This is a genomic window from Campylobacter anatolicus (assembly GCF_018145655.1).
In the GTDB taxonomy this organism is placed as follows: Bacteria; Campylobacterota; Campylobacteria; order Campylobacterales; family Campylobacteraceae; genus Campylobacter_A; species Campylobacter_A anatolicus.
In genome coordinates this window covers 36,636-54,973 of record NZ_JAGSSY010000001.1, presented here as the reverse complement: position 1 = coordinate 54,973, position 18,338 = coordinate 36,636, and the positions used below count along the sequence as shown (strand labels likewise).

The window sequence follows — 18,338 nt, the reverse complement described above, 5'->3', positions numbered from 1 at the left end:
TAATGTATGCAAAAAAGGTATTATTAAGATATGAATAGCCCAAATAGACCCATCACAACGACCGAGTTTATTGCAAATGAATTAAGAAAAGATATTTTAAGTGGCAAAATAAAATCAAAAGAGCGACTTAGACAAAATGAAATTTCGGCTAATTTTGGTGTTAGTCAAACGCCAGTAAGGGAGGCATTAAAGCTTTTGACGGCTGAAGGGCTTGTGAGTTTTGACTCCTATAAAGGTGCTATAGTAAGAGAGCTTTGCTACAAGGATGCAAAAGAAATTTATGATTTGAGAATTTTATTAGAGCCAATACTTATAGAAAATGGTTTTAAAAATTTTGAGCAGAAGTTTTTAGATGAGGCTTATGCCATACAAGAAAAGATAGAAAATTGTACAGATGTAAATGAATGGGCTATACTAAATGATAAATTTCATAATTGTTTTTGGAAAAGTGAGATTAATAGTAGACTTTTTAGCATTGTTGAAGGCTTAAAGACAGCAGCTATGTCATATGTTTCTCTCTCGTTAATTTATAAACATGATCATATTGCTCTTTCAAACATTGCACATCGTGCGATACTTGAAGCTTGTATGGAAAGGGATTTACCAAAGCTAATAAAACTTAGTGTTGAACATACGGATCAAACAAGAGATATCTTAGAAGACGTTATAAAAAATGTAGTATAAAATTTTGTTCAAATAATATACAAATACAAACGAAATACTAAAACTATAATCAACTGGCTTTATTATCAATTAGATAAAAATAAATTTTAGGGTAAAGTTACCCTAAAATTTGTATTTATATCCTTTTTATTCCATCGTCTCAGATACCACAGCGGTAAAAAGTACGTCAGATGAGCTATTTATTGCAGTCTCTACCGAATCTTGAATTACGCCTATTATAAAGCCAACAGAAACAACTTGCATCGCTATATCATTATTTATACCAAATAATGCACAAGCAAGAGGGATAAGTAGTAGTGAACCACCGGGCACACCAGATGCACCACATGCACCAAGTGCAGCCACAAAGCTAAGAAGCAGAGCATCAGCAAAATCAACTGTGATGTATTCAAGTGAATTTACTGCGGTTAATGCCATGATACTAATAACAACGGCTGCCCCACCCATATTTATAGTCGCACCAAGTGGGATTGAAATAGAGTAAAGCTCCTCTTTTAGACCAAGTTTTTTACAAAGTGCCATATTTACAGGTATGTTTGCGGCTGAACTTCTTGTGAAAAACGCAGTTATTGCACTCTCTTTTAAGCATGCCATTACAAGTGGATATGGATTTTTCTTTGTAACTAAAAATGCTATTAGCGGGTAGGCTACAAATGCAACGGTTAGCATAGCGGCAACTAGGATAACTACCAACTTGGCATAGCCCATAAGTGCCTCAAAACCTGTTGTATAAATATTTATCGTAACTATACCAAAGATACCAAATGGAGCTAGACGAATGATAAATCTAATGATTTTTGTAACGCCATCGCTTATATCTTTAAATACATTTTTAGTCTCTTTTGGGCAACATCTCATCGCTATACCACCAGCGACAGCCCAAGTGATGATACCGATATAATTGCCCGAGCTTAACGCACTAATTGGGTTTTGAACCATCTTAAACACAAGATCTTTAAGCACAGCAAATACATTTTGTGGAGCACTCATGCTTACCTGTTCTAAATCTTTTAATACAATTTCAACTGGAAATATAAAACTAAATATAACACCAACGGCAGACGCTAAAAATGTAGCAAAAAGATATAGTATTACTATTTTTTGCATACCTTTTGCACTACCAAATTCCTTTGTTATGATAGATGTCGCAATAAGCACAAATACTAAAATAGGAGCGACCGCCTTTAACGCACCTACAAATAAGTCGCCAAGGATGGCTATACTGTTTATCATATTATTGATAAACTGCCCTTCAACTACGTTTTTAGCCCCATCAAATACAACCGAGCTATGACCCCAAAAACCAACAACGATACCTAAAACTATACCAATTAAAATTTGAACTATCAAATTTCCATCGGCATATCGCTTAGCTATACTACTAAAAGCACTCATTTTAAACCTTTTTTAAAATATTAATTAATGAAGTATAACCAAAAAAATCAAAAATTTATAAAATTTGGCAGTGATTAATCTAAATTTTATAATAGCGTGTTACAATTTTGAGATTAATTTTAAAAAAATGGTATAAAAAAAGGAAAATTTTATGTATTTATTTACTTCTGAGGTTGTAAGCCCAGGACACCCAGATAAGTGTGCCGACATCATCTCTGATAGCATCGTTGATGCGATACTTACGCAAGATCCAAATGGTAGGGTCGCAAGTGAAGTGTTCGTTGCTGGTAAAAATATCATAATAGGTGGCGAAATAAACTCGAGTGTGAAACTATCTTTTAAGGACTATGAAAAGATAGTTAAAGACACGTTGGCTCACATCGGATATAACGGCAAGTCAAATTTTACTAAAGAGCAGTGTCTACACCCAGATGATATAGAAGTTAAAGTCTATGTAAATCAGCAATCACCTGACATAAATCAAGGCGTAGATCAGGCTGACGGTGAGATCGGTGCTGGCGATCAAGGTATTATGTTTGGCTTTGCGAGTTGTGAGGCAAATGAGTATATGCCAGCGGCTATCACATACGCTAGAATGCTTTGCGATAAGGTTTATAAATTTGCTAAAGCAAATCCAGATAAGCTTGGCGTTGATATAAAGACCCAGGTTACTATTGATTATGGTACGAAAGAAAACTTTGAGAGTTGTCATCCACAAAATATACATACGATAGTCGTTTCAGTCCCTTGTGTAGAGACTATGGATATAGTCGAGCTTAGAGCGTTAGTGCAAAACTTAATAGATGAAACCTCACTTCCAAAAGAGCTATATAATAAAGAAAAAACACTAATTTATATCAATCCAACTGGCAGATACGTCAATCACAGCTCACTCCACGACAGTGGACTAACAGGACGTAAGCTCATCGTAGATAGCTTTGGCGGATACTCGCCGATAGGTGGCGGAGCTCAAAGTAGCAAGGATTATACAAAAGTTGATAGAAGCGGACTTTACGCAGCACGCTGGATCGCTAAAAATATAGTCGCAGCAGGGCTTGCTAAAAAATGTATAGTTCAGCTTAGTTACGCTATTGGTATGGCAAAGCCAACATCTGTTAGTGTTGATACTATGGGTACACACATTAGCAAGATTGATGATGATAAACTTTCAGCTTTTGTAAGTGAGAAATTTGCTCTAACTCCAAGATGGATAACACAAAAATTTGGACTTGATAAGCCAAGCAAAGATACATTTTTATACGCCAAAGTTGCAGCCAAAGGACAAGTTGGAAATGCTAAATACCCGTGGGAAAAGCTTGACGGTGTTGAGATTTTTAAGATACTTTTAAAATAAATTTATAGATATTAAAACTAGCAAAAGAGCTATAGCTATTGCTCTGTTTTAAATTTTCTTAAAATTTACGTTCTTGATATAATTACTTTGTAAATTTAAAAAGATTAAGGATAAAATATAGGATCAAGTTTAGCAAAGATAATGCGATTAATTGGTGCTTTAAAAGGCTATTTAAAATTTGCAATGGCAAGAAAGTCGCTCTAGTATTATTATATGCTAAGCGGAGATAGCTCTTTTGATATAATAATCATAGATTTATAACAGCGAGTCAAGCTTGATCCACGCTTTTTTAGGTACGATAATCCCTGAAGGTGAGCCATTTACGCTGTGATATATCGTTTTTCCGTATTTTGTTGCGAAATATTTTAGTAAAATTTTTTGTAAAACTGGTTGAGTTGATGGCACGAACCAGCCGTTATTTGTAATAGCTATTATCACATCAAATTCTCCAGCATATATCTCATCGCGAGTGGCTTCATAGCAGATCGCATTACGAATTTTAATGCCATCTATGACGTAATCACTCGGTGCTTTTGCTGTTTTAAAATCACTTGCACCACTGAAAAACACTCTATTTATCCAGCCACTTAAAAATTTAGGCAAAGGTATCTCTTCACCAAATGGCACAAGTATCATTTTATCAAGTCGTCGCATTTTACCGTTATCAAAGAGATACGCCGAGTTGTAACTTTGATTATTTTCATATCCAAGCCCACCGGCAATTATTACGATGTGTTTTGATAGTGTTTTTAACTCAGCCATTAAATTTGGCTCATGGTCTATAAATGCAGGGAAGGCACTTTCTGGCATTATGATGGCACGTCTGTTTAGACTTATTGCTCCTGTTATTAAATTTAAGTTCTCGTCTATAAATTTATCTTTTAGTTCATGCTCCCAGCGAGATGATTGAGCGATATTTGTGTTGATTAATTGCACGTCAAATGGTAGCATTTTAGCTTCTGTGCTTTTAAATTGCAACGCACATATCAGACAGATAACTGCTGCTATAAATTTAAATTTATACTTTAAACTAAGGCAAATTGCAGCTAAAAATATAAAAGCTAGTCCTCTTACGCTTGGGTCAAATACGCCTAAAACTAGTGTGGCTTCAAGGTTAAACCAGTTAAAACCAAATGGATGAACGTAGCTTATTAAAAATAGCATGACACCCCGAAGTGGCACAAAGCTAGGAAACGAAGCGAATAAAAAAAGCATTCCATAAATTAATGCGATTACCAAAAATACAAGCGGCACGAGATAAGGTAGGTCGTAATAAATAAAACTAAAACTTATCCAATAAAACCATAATGCACCAGTGAAAAATCCAGCCACAAAAAAACTTGCACGAGTTGAATTAATGATAATAAAAATCCCTGTTAGAGTTAAGAAAGGTGAAATAAAATTTAAAAAAATATTATCAATCAGACTAAAAAATATAACATTTGCTAATAAAAAAGCACCGACAAAGGCTTTTATTATAATTTTAATGCTAAAATATTGTCTTAAAAATTTTAAATTTAAGGAAAACAATGCAAAACGGAGACTTCTTAACTTCACTTCTACCCCTTGTCGTGCTTTTCGCGATATTTTACTTTTTGGTTATTAGACCACAACAAAAACAGCAAAAAGCCCATACAGCTATGATTGCTGGCTTGCAAAAAGGCGATAAGATCGTAACAAGCGGCGGACTTATTTGCGAGGTCATAAAAGCCGAAGATGATTTTATCAAAGTTAAGCTTAACGATGATGTAATCGTTCGTATAGCTCGTGAATTTGTAGCAAAAAAATTAGAAGCATAGTATGCAAAGCTCAAGGATAACGTATAGGTTGATTATATTTTTAATCGCCTTAGTGTTTGGTGTCGGCTTTTCGACGCCATCCTTTTTGCAGACGCAGTTTGGTTCTAAAATTTCACTTGGACTTGACCTGCAAGGTGGACTTCATATGTTGCTTGGTGTTGAGACTGAAGAGGCGATACACTCAAAGATAAAGTCTGTCGCTGGAAGCATAAGCTACTATGCTAAAAAAGAGGATGTGCTTATTGATAAATTTAAGATAAAACAAGATAGTGTTGATTTTACTATTCTTGATAGCGATGAAGCTCCAAAGATAGATGAGATGCTAAAAGAGATAAAAGGGCTTGATGTCCATAAAGATGGGCTTTTTTATTCGATCTCTTTAACAGAGCAAGAGCGTCTTGATACTATAGAATATGCTATATCTCAAGCTGTCGAAACGATCAGAAATAGGCTTGACCAGTTTGGTCTAGCAGAGCCTACTGTTGCTCGTCAAGGCAAAGAAAATATTTTAGTTGAACTACCAGGTATAAAGACGGCAGAAGATGAGCAAAGAGCTAGAGATCTCATAGCAAAGGCGGCACATTTGCAGCTTATGGCTGTCGATGACAAGCGTCAAGATCAAGCCAACACGATGAGTGCAGCAGATGCCGAGAGCTACGGCGATGTGATATATCCTGATGCTAAAAATGATCGGATAAAGTATGCACTTAAAAATGTTCCAGTTTTAGATGGCTCTATGCTTACAGATGCAAAAGTTGCATTTTCTCAGCAGACAAATCAGCCTATTATAAATTTTACACTCAACTCAGAAGGTGCTAGAATTTTTGGTGATTTTACAGGTGAAAGCGTAGGCAAACGCCTAGCTATCGTACTTGACGGTAAAGTTTATTCAGCTCCTGTGATAAATGAACGTATCGGCGGTGGCAGTGGTCAGATAAGCGGTGGATTTACGCTTGATGAGGCTCACGATGTGGCTATTGCACTTCGTTCTGGTGCCTTGCTTGCTCCTGTAAAAATGCTAGAAAAACGTAGCATTGGCCCATCTTTGGGTGCTGAGAGTATTAATCAAAGTATGATGGCACTTGGCTCGGCGATGATTTTGCTCGTGATATTTATGGTTATTTACTACGGTATATCTGGAATTTTGGCAAATATCGCTCTTATAGCTGACGTATTTATACTTGTGGCAGTTATGGCTTTGTTTGGGGCTACGCTAACACTTCCCGGTATGGCGGGTATAGTCTTAACTATCGGTATGGCAGTTGATGCAAATGTCATTATAAATGAGCGGATTCGTGAGCTTTTAAGACAAGGATCGAGTGTGAGAGTCGCCGTGCAAAAAGGATACGAACATGCTATGAGTGCGATTGTGGATTCAAATTTAACCACGATCATAACCGTTGCAGTACTTTATGCGTATGGCACTGGTCCGGTTAAGGGCTTTGCTGTAACCATGAGTATAGGCATAATGGCATCGATGTTAACAGCAATACTTGGCACTCATGGTATATTTGATACACTTATGGATAAGATAGAAAAAAGTGGCAACACAAGCCTTTGGTTTGGTTATAAAAGGGGATAGGTATGCAAATTTTTACAAAGGCTATGGTCTATGATTTTATGAGATACCGATTTGTAGCACTCGCTTTATCGTTGTTTCTATTTTTAGGTTCTATCTTTTTACTTGCAACAAAGGGGTTAAACTACGGTATTGACTTTTCCGGTGGAACTTTAATACAGATAAAATATGAAAGCAAAGCTCCACTTGATAAAATTCGCGAAGCATTTTCTACAAATGAAGTGCTTAAAAACGCTTCTGTTACTGAGTTTGGTTCTGATGATGAGGTGACGGTACGTTTTTCTGGCTCAAGCTCAAATTTAAACAGCGATATTAGCACAGTCGTATCTGAGTTGCTTAAAGATACGGGAACGTTTGAAATACGCCGAGTCGATATAGTAGGTCCAAAGGTTGGTGATGAGTTACGACAAAAAGGTCTTATGGCACTTCTTATTTCATTTGGTGCAATACTTATATATATCGCATTTAGGTTTGAGTGGAGATTTGCTTTTGCCGCGGTTGCAACAGAGATTCATGATATTATTATCACTATCGGTGCAATTAGTCTATTCCAAATAGATGTAAATTTAGACACTCTTGCAGCAGTGCTGACGGTGCTTGGTTACTCTTTAAATGATACTATTATAATCTTTGATCGCATTAGGGAAGGTATAAAAGACAGTAAGAGAACTGATATTGTAGGTATCATAAATGAGTCGGTCTCAGCTACTCTTTCACGTACGATACTCACATCAGGAACAACGCTTATGACTGTCTTGGTACTATTTTTCTTTGGTGGCGATATGATACACGGATTTTCATTTGTGTTGATTGTTGGTATTTTGATAGGAACTGTGAGTTCGATATACATCTCATCGCCGTTTTTGATATGGTTTAAATTTAATGTAGAGCATTATCGTGCAAATGAGACACAAAAACAAAAGCTTAAAAAAGAGCGTGAAAAAGAGCGTGCGATGTTTGAAAAGGGCGTTGTATAAGGAGTTACGATGAACTGGGGAAAAGTTATATACATATTTTTTGCACTAATGAGTCTAACGACTGCGGTTGAGTTTTTGTATGATAAAAATGAGATCGCTCTTTTTATTGCTGCTAGTATAAATTTAGTCTCTACATTGCTTAAGATAGGTGTTAAAAATTTATTGGCAGCTGAGCTTTTTGCAAGCTCTTTAGTGGCGGATCTGCACTTGATACCAGCGTTTGTAGTGCTTCAAGTTTCTGGTAATATGACGCTTTGCTATTCGCTTGTCATAGGTGCGGTGATAGCAAATATCTTTTCGCTTGCTCTTGTTTTAATAGAGTCAAATAAAGCACAAGAAGAATTTTAGGAGATAAAATGGCACAAAACTCAAAATATGAAGCCATAAAAATTGAGAAAAAATGGCAAAAAATTTGGCAAGAAAATGGTGAATTTGAGCCAAAAGATGACTATAATCTGCCTAAAAAATACATTCTAAGTATGTTTCCATATCCTAGCGGACGCATACATATGGGACATGTTAGAAACTACTCAATAGGCGACGCATTAGCAAGATACTACCGAAAAAACGGCTATAACGTCCTTCATCCTATAGGCTTTGATAGCTTTGGCATGCCTGCTGAAAATGCCGCTATAAATCATAAAATTCACCCTAAAAAATGGACTTATGAAAATATTGATTATATGAAAAATGAGCTAAGCTCACTTGGTTTTTCATTTTCGCAAAAGAGGATGTTAGCCACCTCTGATCCGCTTTATACAAAATGGGAGCAGAGCTTTTTTATAAAGATGTTTGAAAAAGGGCTTGTGTATCGCAAGAGTGCCATTGTAAATTGGTGCGAACATGACCAAACCGTCCTTGCAAATGAGCAGGTAGAAGAGGGTTGTTGCTGGAGATGTGGAAACGAAGTTGTGCAGCGTGAACTACCTGGATATTATTTTAAGATTACTCAGTATGCGGATGAGCTTTTAAGTGACCTTAATACCTTAAACGGCAAATGGCCTAATCAAGTCATCACTATGCAAGAAAACTGGATATGCAAAAGTTTTGGACTTGAGTTTAAATTTTACCTTGATGAAAGCTCAAAGGCTGCTTTGGACGATAAATTTGATGGATTTGAAGTTTTTACGACACGCCCAGATACGATTTACGGTGTTAGCTATACTGCACTTGCACCAGAACATCCAATAGTTAAGGCTTTGCTTGAGAGTGAAATTTTGGACTATGAAAAAAAAGCAAAGATAAAATCCATACTTAACCAAAGCCCAAGAGAGCGACAAGCTAGTGAAAAAGATGGTCTATTTTTAGGTATTTACGTAACTCATCCACTAACAAATGAACGTATCCCTGTTTGGGTAGCAAATTTTATTCTAGCTGATTATGGTAGCGGAGCGATAATGGCGGTACCAAATGGAGATCAACGAGACTTTGACTTTGCTACTAAATTTAATTTGCCAATTATTCAAATTCTTAAGCCAAAAGATGGCGAAGCTGATATGAGTAAAGCAATGAGCGAATACGGCATAGCGATAAACTCACCTCTTATTGAAGGGCTTGAGAGTGAAGTAGCTAAGATGAAAATGATAGAGTATTTTGAAGAGCGAAACCTTGGCAAACGTATAACAAATTTCAAGCTTCGTGATTGGGGTATATCACGTCAGCGTTACTGGGGTGCACCGATACCAATTGTGCATTGTCCGCATTGTGGTGTAGTGCCAGAAAAGGATGAAAATTTACCTATTGCTTTGCCAGATGATGTAGAGATTACTGGCGAGGGTAATCCACTTGATAAGCACCCAACTTGGAAACATTGCAAGTGTCCAAAATGTGGAGATGATGCTATTCGTGAGACTGATACAATGGATACCTTCGTTGAAAGCTCGTGGTATTTTGCACGTTTTGCAAGCGATGAGAAAACATGGCAAGAGAGAGCACTTGATAAAAAAAGCGTGGATTATTGGATGAGCGTAGATCAATACATTGGTGGTATAGAACACGCTATTTTACACCTTTTGTATGCGAGATTTTTCCAAAAAGTATTGCGTGATCTTGGATATTTGCGTGATGATGAGCCTTTTTCAAATTTACTTACTCAGGGTATGGTGTTAAAAGATGGTAAAAAAATGAGTAAGAGCAAGGGCAACGTAGTTGATCCTGATGAGATTATCAACCGATATGGTGCTGATACAGCCAGGCTGTTTATATTGTTTGCTGCTCCGCCACAAAAGGAGCTAGAGTGGAATGATAGTGCGGTTGAGGGGGCGTATCGCTTTATAAATCGCCTTTGGGATAAAGCTATGACTATCCAAAAATGCACTCAAATTCCAGTGATAGATCACACAATTTTAGATAAAAATGAAAAATATGCACGACTAAAGGTATATGAAGCACTTAAAAAGGCAAATGAAGTATTTAACGATACTTTTGCATTTAACACGTTAATCGCTGCTTGTATGGAAGCATTAAATGCTTTAAATGCACAGCAAAATGAAGCGGTCAATCAAGAGGGCTTTTTTATCATATTAAATTTACTTGAACCTATCGTGCCACATGTAGCAAATGAACTTAGCGATGAGCTTTTTGATAGGGCAAATTTTGGCAGGATAAAGATACTTGATGAAGTCTTTGTAAAAGATAGTATAAATTTAGCCGTAACCATAAATGGCAAAAAACGTGCAGAGTTTGAAATTTCGACTGATATAAGTGAAGCTGATGTGATAAAAGAGGCGAAGGCTAAAGTGTTAAAATGGATAGAAGGCAAAGAAATTTTAAAAGAAATTTACATCAAAGGTAAGCTTGTGAATTTAGTTATAAAAGGATAAAATTTGAGATATTTTTTAGCTATTTTTATCACTATTTTTCTAATAGGTTGTGGATACAAGCCTGTTTCAAAACTAACTCAAGATACGATGGGTGAGAGCATATATGTTGATGTGGCGATAAGCAAGATAGAACCAAAAAATAGCGTACTTATAAAAGATGCCGTAAAAGAGGGTATGGTCTCGCGACTAAATCGTAGCCTAAGTGATGATAAAAACGCTGATACAAAGATAAATGTGCGTATTGACTCTATTGATTATCAAGCTACTATCTACGATGAATACGGCTATATTTCATCATATAAAGTCGTATTAAATTTAATCTATGAAACAAAATTTAAAGATGGCTCAAGCTCAAATATCACTGTTAGCGGAGAACACGATTTTAGCGTTGCAAGAAGAAGTAAAAGTATCAGATATGCAGATAGTGTCATAAGCGATACTGAAAAATATGAAGCGATAAAAGAGGCGTCAAAAGAGGCTTTTGACGAATATATAGCAAATTTAGCAATCAGAGGTTATAAAAATGGCAGCAATAAGCGTTAGTCAGATAGTTAAAGAGGCACTTACTGAGATTAAAAATCGCCATTTAATGCTCACGCCTGAAAATTATACTGATATTTTTAATGAAATTTCTAAAAAATATGGCTTTGTAACAGAAGAGAGTCGAAAGATTGAAAAGTATATCTCAAGACTTAGTCTTGAATACAGAAATCAAGCTTCGAATTTAAATATAAAAACGATAGATGAATTTGTTGCATTTATGACAGCACGACTTGTAAGAAACTCATCTCAGCAAAATACTCAGACTTCTGCCATAGATGAAAATATATTTAAGTCTTTAAATAGCTTTGCTAGGCGAGTTTTGCAAGCTATCACAGTGCTTCATAATAAAAATGCAAAGATTTTAGCAGAAGATGGAATGAAGTTGCTCGCTCAAAAATACGATGATAAAGACCTAGACGCTATGCGTGAGAAGTGGTTTAAATTTATAGATAGTTACAATCCTGAATTTTTAGATTTTCTTAAGTATTATGGCGTGAGAAGCTTTGATGATCTGCCTATGATGAGTAAGGAGCTTGAAAATTTCTTAACGCTCAAACAAGACAGATCTGGTATCGCACTTATAGCAGATCTTATCATGTTTGCTCTTGAACCAAGTATCACAAATGAACTGACAAGTGAATTAAATGAGTTAAAAAATGAGATAACTCAAAATCCAACTTTGCTTGAAACACAAGAGTTACGAGATAAGATAAAGGGCTTTGTGGAGCGTCGTATTGAAGAGGATAAAGCTGAGATAAAGCAACAGATAGGCTCATTAAATGACGTCTTAGAAAGCATTGGCGATAAAATTTCAGAGATAGTCATTAGTTCAAACTTAAGCTCACAAAAGATGCAAAATATAAGGCAAAACATCAAAGATATAAGTCTAAATACAAACACAATAGGGCAGGTCAAAAATATGATATTAGAGGTCGCAAATGCCCTTGAGATCGAGAGTCAAGAGTTTGGTATAGAGATGAGCAACAATCAAGCAACTATATCTGATTTGCAAAATCGCGTAAGCTCTCTTGAAAAGGAGCTTGAAGCCGCAAAACTTGAGAGTCAAGAGGATTATCTAACCAAAGTCGCAACAAAACGTGCGTTAATGAAAGAACTTGATAAGATTGAAAGCTCATATAAGCGTTACGGACATGATTACTCGCTATGTTTTGTAGATATTGACTTCTTTAAAAATATAAATGATAACTATGGGCACGACGCTGGAGATATTATACTCTCGACCGTAGCTAAAATTTTAAAGAAAAACTTGCGTGATATTGACTTTGTCGGTCGATATGGTGGCGAAGAATTTGTCATACTTCTTCCTAGTGCTAGTTTAAAAGATGCTGTAAAATGTGCAGATAAGCTTAGAGTTATGATAGATGGGTTTAAATTTATATATAAGACGGATAGGATCAAGGTTAGTATAAGCTCAGGCGTGGCGACTAGAGGTGCAAATGCTAGTAGTGCTTTGACACTTGAAGCGGCCGATAAGATGCTGTATGCTGCAAAACAGGGCGGACGTAACCAAGTAATGCCAAAGATCATCGATGAAATTTAATGAAATTAGAGCAGTTTTTACAAGATAAGCCACTATTTTATAAAGAGATAGACTACACGCGTATGCCGCGTGCTTGGGCTAGCATAAAGTTAAATTTAAAGCCATTTAAAATAATACACATAATCGGCACAAATGGGAAAGGCTCAACTGGGCGATTCCTAGCTCAAATTTTACGTCTAAATGGCGTTAGTGTTGGGCATTACACTAGTCCGCATATATTTAAATTTAATGAGCGTTTTTGGCTAAATGGTGAAATTGTTAGTGATGAGCTACTTCAAGACACTCACGAGCGACTTTTGAGTATGCTAAGTGATGAATTTCGCGTAAAAACTAGCTATTTTGAGTATGCCACACTCCTTGCAGCAGTGCTTTTTGAGAGTTGTGATTATTTCATTTGTGAAGCTGGTATGGGTGGTGAGCTTGACGCGACAAATGTTTTTGATAAGTGTTTAAGTGTATTTACTCCCATTGGTATCGACCACATTTCAACTTTAGGTAATACGCTAGAAGCGATCAGTGCGACTAAATTTAAAGCGATGTGTGATACGGCTTTATTAAATGATGATATGAATGAAACAAGCGTTAAGATCGCATTTAACATCGCTAAAAGTTTAGGTTCAAATCTTAAATTTGCTAGTGAAACTTTAAATGATAATGATAAAAAACAGATAAAAATATATGCTGATAAATTTGATTTGGCTGATTTTTTGCATTCAAATTTAACTCTTGCAAGTGCGGTAGCTAAAATTTTGTTAGAAAAGCTAGATATATCAAATTTGACTGATTTAGATCTTCGTGGTAGGTGTGAAAAGATAGCGTCAAATTTATACGTAGATGTTGGACACAACGAGCTTGGTGCAGTTGCGATCGTGAGTAAATTTAGTAGTAATGAGTTTAAAGATAAAAAATTAACACTTATTTACAATACCTTTATGGATAAAGATTTTCACGCGGTTTTAAGCGTATTAAAGCCTATTTTAAAACAGGTTTTGATCTATCATTATGATTGCGATGGGCGTGAACTAGGTGGCAAAAATTTGATAAAAGCTCTTGATAAACTTGGTATCATATATCGTAAGTTCGACAATAGTGATATGAGTGAAATTTTAGTTAAAAATAGTGATGAAATTTATCTAGCATTTGGTTCGTTTTACCTTGTTGAGGCGTTTTTAAGGGATTATTATGCAGGCAAAGGTTTATGAGTATCTTTTAAAAAATAACTGTGAAATTTTAGTTTGTGAAGATGAAAAAGAGGTAAATTTATGTGCGGATGTTGCTGAATTTGCTGGATTTAAAGCGTTTAAGCTTCCTGATTTTAGAGCCCATTTTGGAGATGACCTGCGTAGTTTTAGTCAAGAGCTTTTTGAGATCTCAACTGCTCTTAGTGCGTATTATAAATTTGATGGTAAAAAGCTTATCGTTAGTCCTTTTTCAACGCTTTTAAACCGCCTTCCAGGACAAAAACATCTCCAAAGTCGAGTGATAAGTTTTGGTGATAAGATAAATTTAAGAGAGCTTGTAGATGAGCTTTTACGTTTTGGTTATGAAAACGTAGATATAGTCGAGAGCAGGGGCGAGTTTAGCTCACGTGGGGATATCATCGATATATTTTCAATAAATGCCGATGAACCGACGCGTATATTACTATTTGATGATGAGATTGAGAGCATTCGTAGTTACTCATCAGCTACGCAGATAAGCTCAAAAGAGGAGCTTGAAAGTATTGAAATAACACCTTTCATAGCAAATTTAAATGCACAAGAATTTGACGAAGTAAGTGATAGAGTGCAGAGTATGCAGACTGATGCGATCGTTAGTGATCTAAATTCTCTTGGCTTTTGGGCAATTGATGACTTTGTTGATTATCTAGTAAATTTTAATGCTGTGCTTGTTAAAAATATCGATTTTGACGGCATTGACCGTGATGTAAGTGTGATAAGAAAGCTATCTGTCTTGCCTGAACCACAAATTTATAAAGACCTTGAAGTAACTCCGAGTGCTAGCTTTTTTGAACTAAATGCAAATAAGCAAATAAGCGTTTTGTGTCGCAATGAAGGACTTTTTAACTCTTATGAACTAAATGAGTTTAAAAATATAAAATTTATACAAAGTCCATTGGTTGTTAACTTAACCTCAAGTGATGAGATTATCATTTCACTTAATAAATTTGAGAAAAAACAGCGTAAAAAACGTACGAGTTTAGTTATAGATGAGCTTAAAGTAAATGATTATGTTGTTCATCAAGATTACGGTATAGGGCGATTTTTAGGGCTTGAGAAGCTAACTGTGCTTGGAGCTACAAAGGAATTTGTAATTATTATTTATCAAAATGATGATAAGCTGCTTTTGCCTGTTGAACACCTAAATTTAATAGATCGTTATATCGCTCAAAACGGCTCCGTAGCTGTGCTTGATAGGCTTGGTAAGGCTAGTTTTGCAAAGATAAAAGAAAAAGTGCGTGAAAAACTCTTTGTAATCGCATCTAAGATCATTGCTATCGCGGCTAAACGTGAGCTGATAAATGGCAAATTGATAGCTAAAAATGATCTTGAATACTTAAAATTTAGACAAAATGCTGGGTTTGAATACACTACCGATCAAGAGCGAGCCGTTGATGAAATTTTAACCGAGTTAAAAAGTGGTCGCGTGATGGATCGCCTGCTAAGCGGAGATGTGGGCTTTGGAAAGACAGAAGTTGCGATGAATGCGATATTTGCTTGTGTTAAGTCAGGTTTTCAGTCTCTGTTTTTTGTGCCAACTACGCTGCTTAGTGCTCAGCATTTTAAGAGCTTAAAAGAGCGATTTAACGGTTTTGGGATTAGAATTTATAGACTTGATCGCTTTACTAGCACAAAAGAAAAGTCAGCTATTATAAAAGCATTAAGTGATGGTGAACCTTGTGTTTGTGTTGGTACGCACGCACTTTTAAGCATCAAAGCGATAAATATAGGGCTGATCGTCATTGACGAAGAGCATAAATTTGGTGTGAAACAAAAAGAGCAACTAAAAGAACTCTCTGCTAACTCACATATTTTAAGTATGAGTGCTACACCTATACCGCGTAGTCTAAATATGGCACTTTCAAAGATAAAAACCTATTCTATTTTAACCACGCCGCCTAGTTCAAGGCTAGATGTGCGAACGAGCGTGAGAGAATGGGATGAAAAGGTGATAAAAGAGGCTTTTATGCGTGAGTTACGTCGTGGCGGACAGATATTTTATATCCATAATCATATAGATGATATCGAGCAAACTGCTACAGCTTTACGTCAAATAATGCCTAAAATCCGCATTTTAGTGCTTCACTCAAAGATAAATGCAAAAACAACTGAAGATGAGATGATAAAATTTGAAGATAGACAATATGATGTGCTTCTTTGTACCAGTATTATTGAGAGTGGTATACATCTACCAAATGCGAATACAATAATCGTTGAAAATGCAAATAAATTTGGTATGGCTGACTTGCATCAGCTACGTGGGCGAGTGGGTAGGAGTGATAGACAGGCGTATTGTTATTTTTTAGTAGAAGATAAAAATACTTTAAGTGGTGATGCATTAAAACGTCTTGTTGCACTTGAAAGTAACTCGTTTTTAGGTTCTGGCTCAGTTTTAGCTTATCATGACTTAGAGATAAGAGGCGGTGGCAACATAGTTGGTGAGGCTCAGAGCGGACATATCGAAGCGATTGGGTATTCATTATATTTAAAAATGCTTGAAGACGAGATAAACAAGTTACTAAATAAAGAAAGTATCAAGACAGAAAAGATAGATCTAAAACTTAGCATAAATGCCTTTTTAAATCAAGATTTTATACATGAAGATCGCTTAAGGCTTGAAATTTATCGTAGGCTTAGCAAGTGTGAAAATATAAGTAGCGTATATGAGATCCAAAGTGAGCTTGAAGATAGATTTGGAAAGATTGATGTTTATACAAATCAATTTTTACAGCTAATTATTATTAAAATTTTAGCACTCAAATGTGGATTTAAGGCAATTAGTAATGCTGAGACAAATATTGTTTTGACTAAATTTGATGATGAAAAAGTAAGATTAAAATCGCGAAGCAAAGATGATGACGATATAATAGATGAAATTTTGGTGTATTTAAGAAAAAATTTAAAAGAGGTGAGCTGATGATAGATTGGAGTGTGTGTTATGCCGCAATTTTTAGGGCTAGTAAAGGGCTTATTGAGGTGAAAGATATTGATTTTATCGAGCTTGATTCGCTGCTTGAGATTGATATACAAAAAGAGCAACTCGTATCAAATACTCATAAATTTTTAAACGGCACAGGAGCAAATCACGCTCTTTTATGGGGTGAGAGAGGTTGCGGTAAGTCAAGTCTTGTAAAGGCTGTTTTTACTAAATTTTATAAAGATGGATTGCGTATTATTCAAATTGGCGTTGATGATTTAAAACATCTAGCCGACATAATCGATGAGTTGCGTGAAAGTAGATATAAATTTATAATATTTTGTGATGATTTAAGCTTTGAAAATGGTAGCAGGGATTATAAATTTTTAAAGCCGTTAATGGAGGGTTCGATACAAAAACCACCTAAAAACGTGCTATTTTACGCTACTTCAAACCGCCGACATTTGCTAAGCGAGAGTAAAAGTGATAATGCAAATGTACAAATTTTAGAAGATGAGTTGCATTATGGCGATGCAGTGGAGGAAAAGATATCGCTATCAGATCGCTTTGGGCTAAGTATTAGCTTTTATCAGGGTAGTTTTGAGAGCTATCTTAAAATAGTTGATTTTTATTTTAAGGATATTTCTGTAGATAAAGATCTGCTTTATGAGTTGGCACGCAACTATGCTATGCTTAGAGCAAGTCGTAGTGGTAGGACTGCAAGGCAGTTTTATATAGCTTTTAAGGACAAATTTGATGAACTCAACTGAGATATTTTTGACGCTACTAAACTCAAAAAATCGTGATAATTTAGATGAGTTAAAATGGCCAAACGAAAATACTTTTGAGGTCGTAGTTGGAGCCATTTTGGTGCAAAATACTAATTGGAAAAATGTAGAAAAAGCTTTAATAAATTTGAAAAATGCTGATAAAATTAGTTTAGATAAAATTTTAAGTATATCTGTGCAAAGCTTAGCTGGACTTATAAAGCCAAGCGGATTTTATAATACAAAAGCTAAACGGCTAAATACACTTTGTGTAGCTATGCAACGAGAGTTTGGCGACTTTGAAAGTTTTCGTGAGAGTGTAAGCCGTGAATGGTTGCTTGGTATAAAAGGTATAGGAGCTGAGACGTGCGATACTATACTTGCCTATGCTTGTAGTAGACCTGCAATGATAGTTGATGCTTATGCATTGCGGATTTTGAGCTTTTTGGGGTATGAGTTTGGGAGTTATGACGAAGCTGCAGAGTGGCTTAGTTCGCTTGAATATGATAAAATTTATCAAATTTTGGGTGATAATTACAATGAAACAGAGATATTTAAACTATATCACGCGTTGATTTTAGAATTTTGCAAAGAGCATTTCAAAGGTAAAAACCTAGATGATAGTGGCAAAATGATACTTAGTACAATTTCTTAGATTTATTATAAATTTATTATTAAAATTACGATAAATTTACATTACATTTTTACAAAGGAGATATT

At 35.6% G+C, this 18,338-nt stretch carries 15 protein-coding genes; 13 read left to right on the top strand and 2 right to left on the bottom strand.

Going from position 1 to position 18,338, the window contains the following annotated elements; genetic code table 11:
- Positions 1 to 30: 30 nt before the first annotated feature.
- A complete protein-coding gene (locus tag KDE13_RS00275) occupies positions 31 to 684 on the top strand; it encodes a GntR family transcriptional regulator (protein WP_212140401.1) in 654 nt (217 codons plus the stop codon).
- A gap of 126 nt (positions 685 to 810) precedes the next feature.
- Here the strand turns inward: KDE13_RS00275 and sstT are convergent, their stop codons facing one another.
- Positions 811 to 2,079: a serine/threonine transporter SstT gene (gene sstT, locus KDE13_RS00270; RefSeq protein WP_212142555.1), complete on the bottom strand. Its 1,269-nt coding sequence runs from the start codon at positions 2,077 to 2,079 to the stop codon at positions 811 to 813.
- Between the two features lie 151 nt (positions 2,080 to 2,230).
- Here sstT and metK point away from each other — a divergent pair, with 151 nt between their 5' ends.
- A complete protein-coding gene (metK, locus tag KDE13_RS00265; protein WP_212142554.1) occupies positions 2,231 to 3,433 on the top strand; it encodes a methionine adenosyltransferase in 1,203 nt (400 codons plus the stop codon).
- A gap of 255 nt (positions 3,434 to 3,688) precedes the next feature.
- Here the strand turns inward: metK and KDE13_RS00260 are convergent, their stop codons facing one another.
- A complete protein-coding gene (locus KDE13_RS00260; protein WP_212142553.1) occupies positions 3,689 to 4,990 on the bottom strand; it encodes an apolipoprotein N-acyltransferase in 1,302 nt (433 codons plus the stop codon).
- On the opposite strand from KDE13_RS00260, the gene yajC reads away from it, so the two are divergent.
- From yajC to KDE13_RS00205, 11 genes are read left to right on the top strand one after another with little or no spacing between them, the layout of a single operon-like run.
- Entirely contained in the window at positions 4,963 to 5,232 is a 270-nt protein-coding gene (gene yajC / locus KDE13_RS00255; RefSeq protein ID WP_212140405.1) for a preprotein translocase subunit YajC, read from the top strand. The two genes, KDE13_RS00260 and yajC, sit on opposite strands and share 28 nt — an antisense overlap.
- A 1-nt stretch (position 5,233) precedes the next feature.
- Positions 5,234 to 6,814 (top strand): protein translocase subunit SecD, encoded by a 1,581-nt coding sequence (gene secD, locus KDE13_RS00250; protein WP_212141829.1) that lies wholly within the window; start codon positions 5,234 to 5,236, stop codon positions 6,812 to 6,814.
- Between the two features lie 2 nt (positions 6,815 to 6,816).
- Positions 6,817 to 7,788 carry a protein translocase subunit SecF gene (gene secF, locus KDE13_RS00245; RefSeq protein WP_212142552.1) on the top strand — a complete coding sequence of 324 codons (972 nt, stop codon included), beginning with the start codon at positions 6,817 to 6,819 and terminating at the stop codon, positions 7,786 to 7,788.
- Positions 7,789 to 7,797: 9 nt separating this feature from the next.
- Positions 7,798 to 8,136, top strand: a complete 339-nt coding sequence (locus KDE13_RS00240) for a DUF6394 family protein (protein WP_212140408.1) — start codon at positions 7,798 to 7,800, stop codon at positions 8,134 to 8,136.
- A gap of 8 nt (positions 8,137 to 8,144) precedes the next feature.
- Positions 8,145 to 10,610 carry a leucine--tRNA ligase gene (gene leuS / locus KDE13_RS00235; RefSeq protein WP_212142551.1) on the top strand — a complete coding sequence of 822 codons (2,466 nt, stop codon included), beginning with the start codon at positions 8,145 to 8,147 and terminating at the stop codon, positions 10,608 to 10,610.
- A gap of 3 nt (positions 10,611 to 10,613) precedes the next feature.
- Positions 10,614 to 11,153 (top strand): LPS assembly lipoprotein LptE, encoded by a 540-nt coding sequence (locus KDE13_RS00230; RefSeq protein WP_212141827.1) that lies wholly within the window; start codon positions 10,614 to 10,616, stop codon positions 11,151 to 11,153.
- Entirely contained in the window at positions 11,134 to 12,714 is a 1,581-nt protein-coding gene (locus KDE13_RS00225) for a GGDEF domain-containing protein (protein ID WP_212140411.1), read from the top strand. The genes KDE13_RS00230 and KDE13_RS00225 overlap by 20 nt, the downstream gene beginning before the upstream one ends.
- Positions 12,714 to 13,916 (top strand): Mur ligase family protein, encoded by a 1,203-nt coding sequence (locus KDE13_RS00220; protein WP_212142550.1) that lies wholly within the window; start codon positions 12,714 to 12,716, stop codon positions 13,914 to 13,916. Before KDE13_RS00225 ends, KDE13_RS00220 begins: the two co-directional genes overlap by 1 nt.
- Complete coding sequence (mfd, locus tag KDE13_RS00215; RefSeq protein WP_212142549.1) at positions 13,897 to 16,851, top strand: transcription-repair coupling factor; 2,955 nt, start codon at positions 13,897 to 13,899, stop codon at positions 16,849 to 16,851. The genes KDE13_RS00220 and mfd overlap by 20 nt, the downstream gene beginning before the upstream one ends.
- Positions 16,851 to 17,621 carry an ATP-binding protein gene (locus KDE13_RS00210; RefSeq protein WP_212142548.1) on the top strand — a complete coding sequence of 257 codons (771 nt, stop codon included), beginning with the start codon at positions 16,851 to 16,853 and terminating at the stop codon, positions 17,619 to 17,621. The genes mfd and KDE13_RS00210 overlap by 1 nt, the downstream gene beginning before the upstream one ends.
- A complete protein-coding gene (locus KDE13_RS00205; RefSeq protein WP_212142547.1) occupies positions 17,608 to 18,273 on the top strand; it encodes an endonuclease III domain-containing protein in 666 nt (221 codons plus the stop codon). Before KDE13_RS00210 ends, KDE13_RS00205 begins: the two co-directional genes overlap by 14 nt.
- Positions 18,274 to 18,338 lie beyond the last annotated feature (65 nt).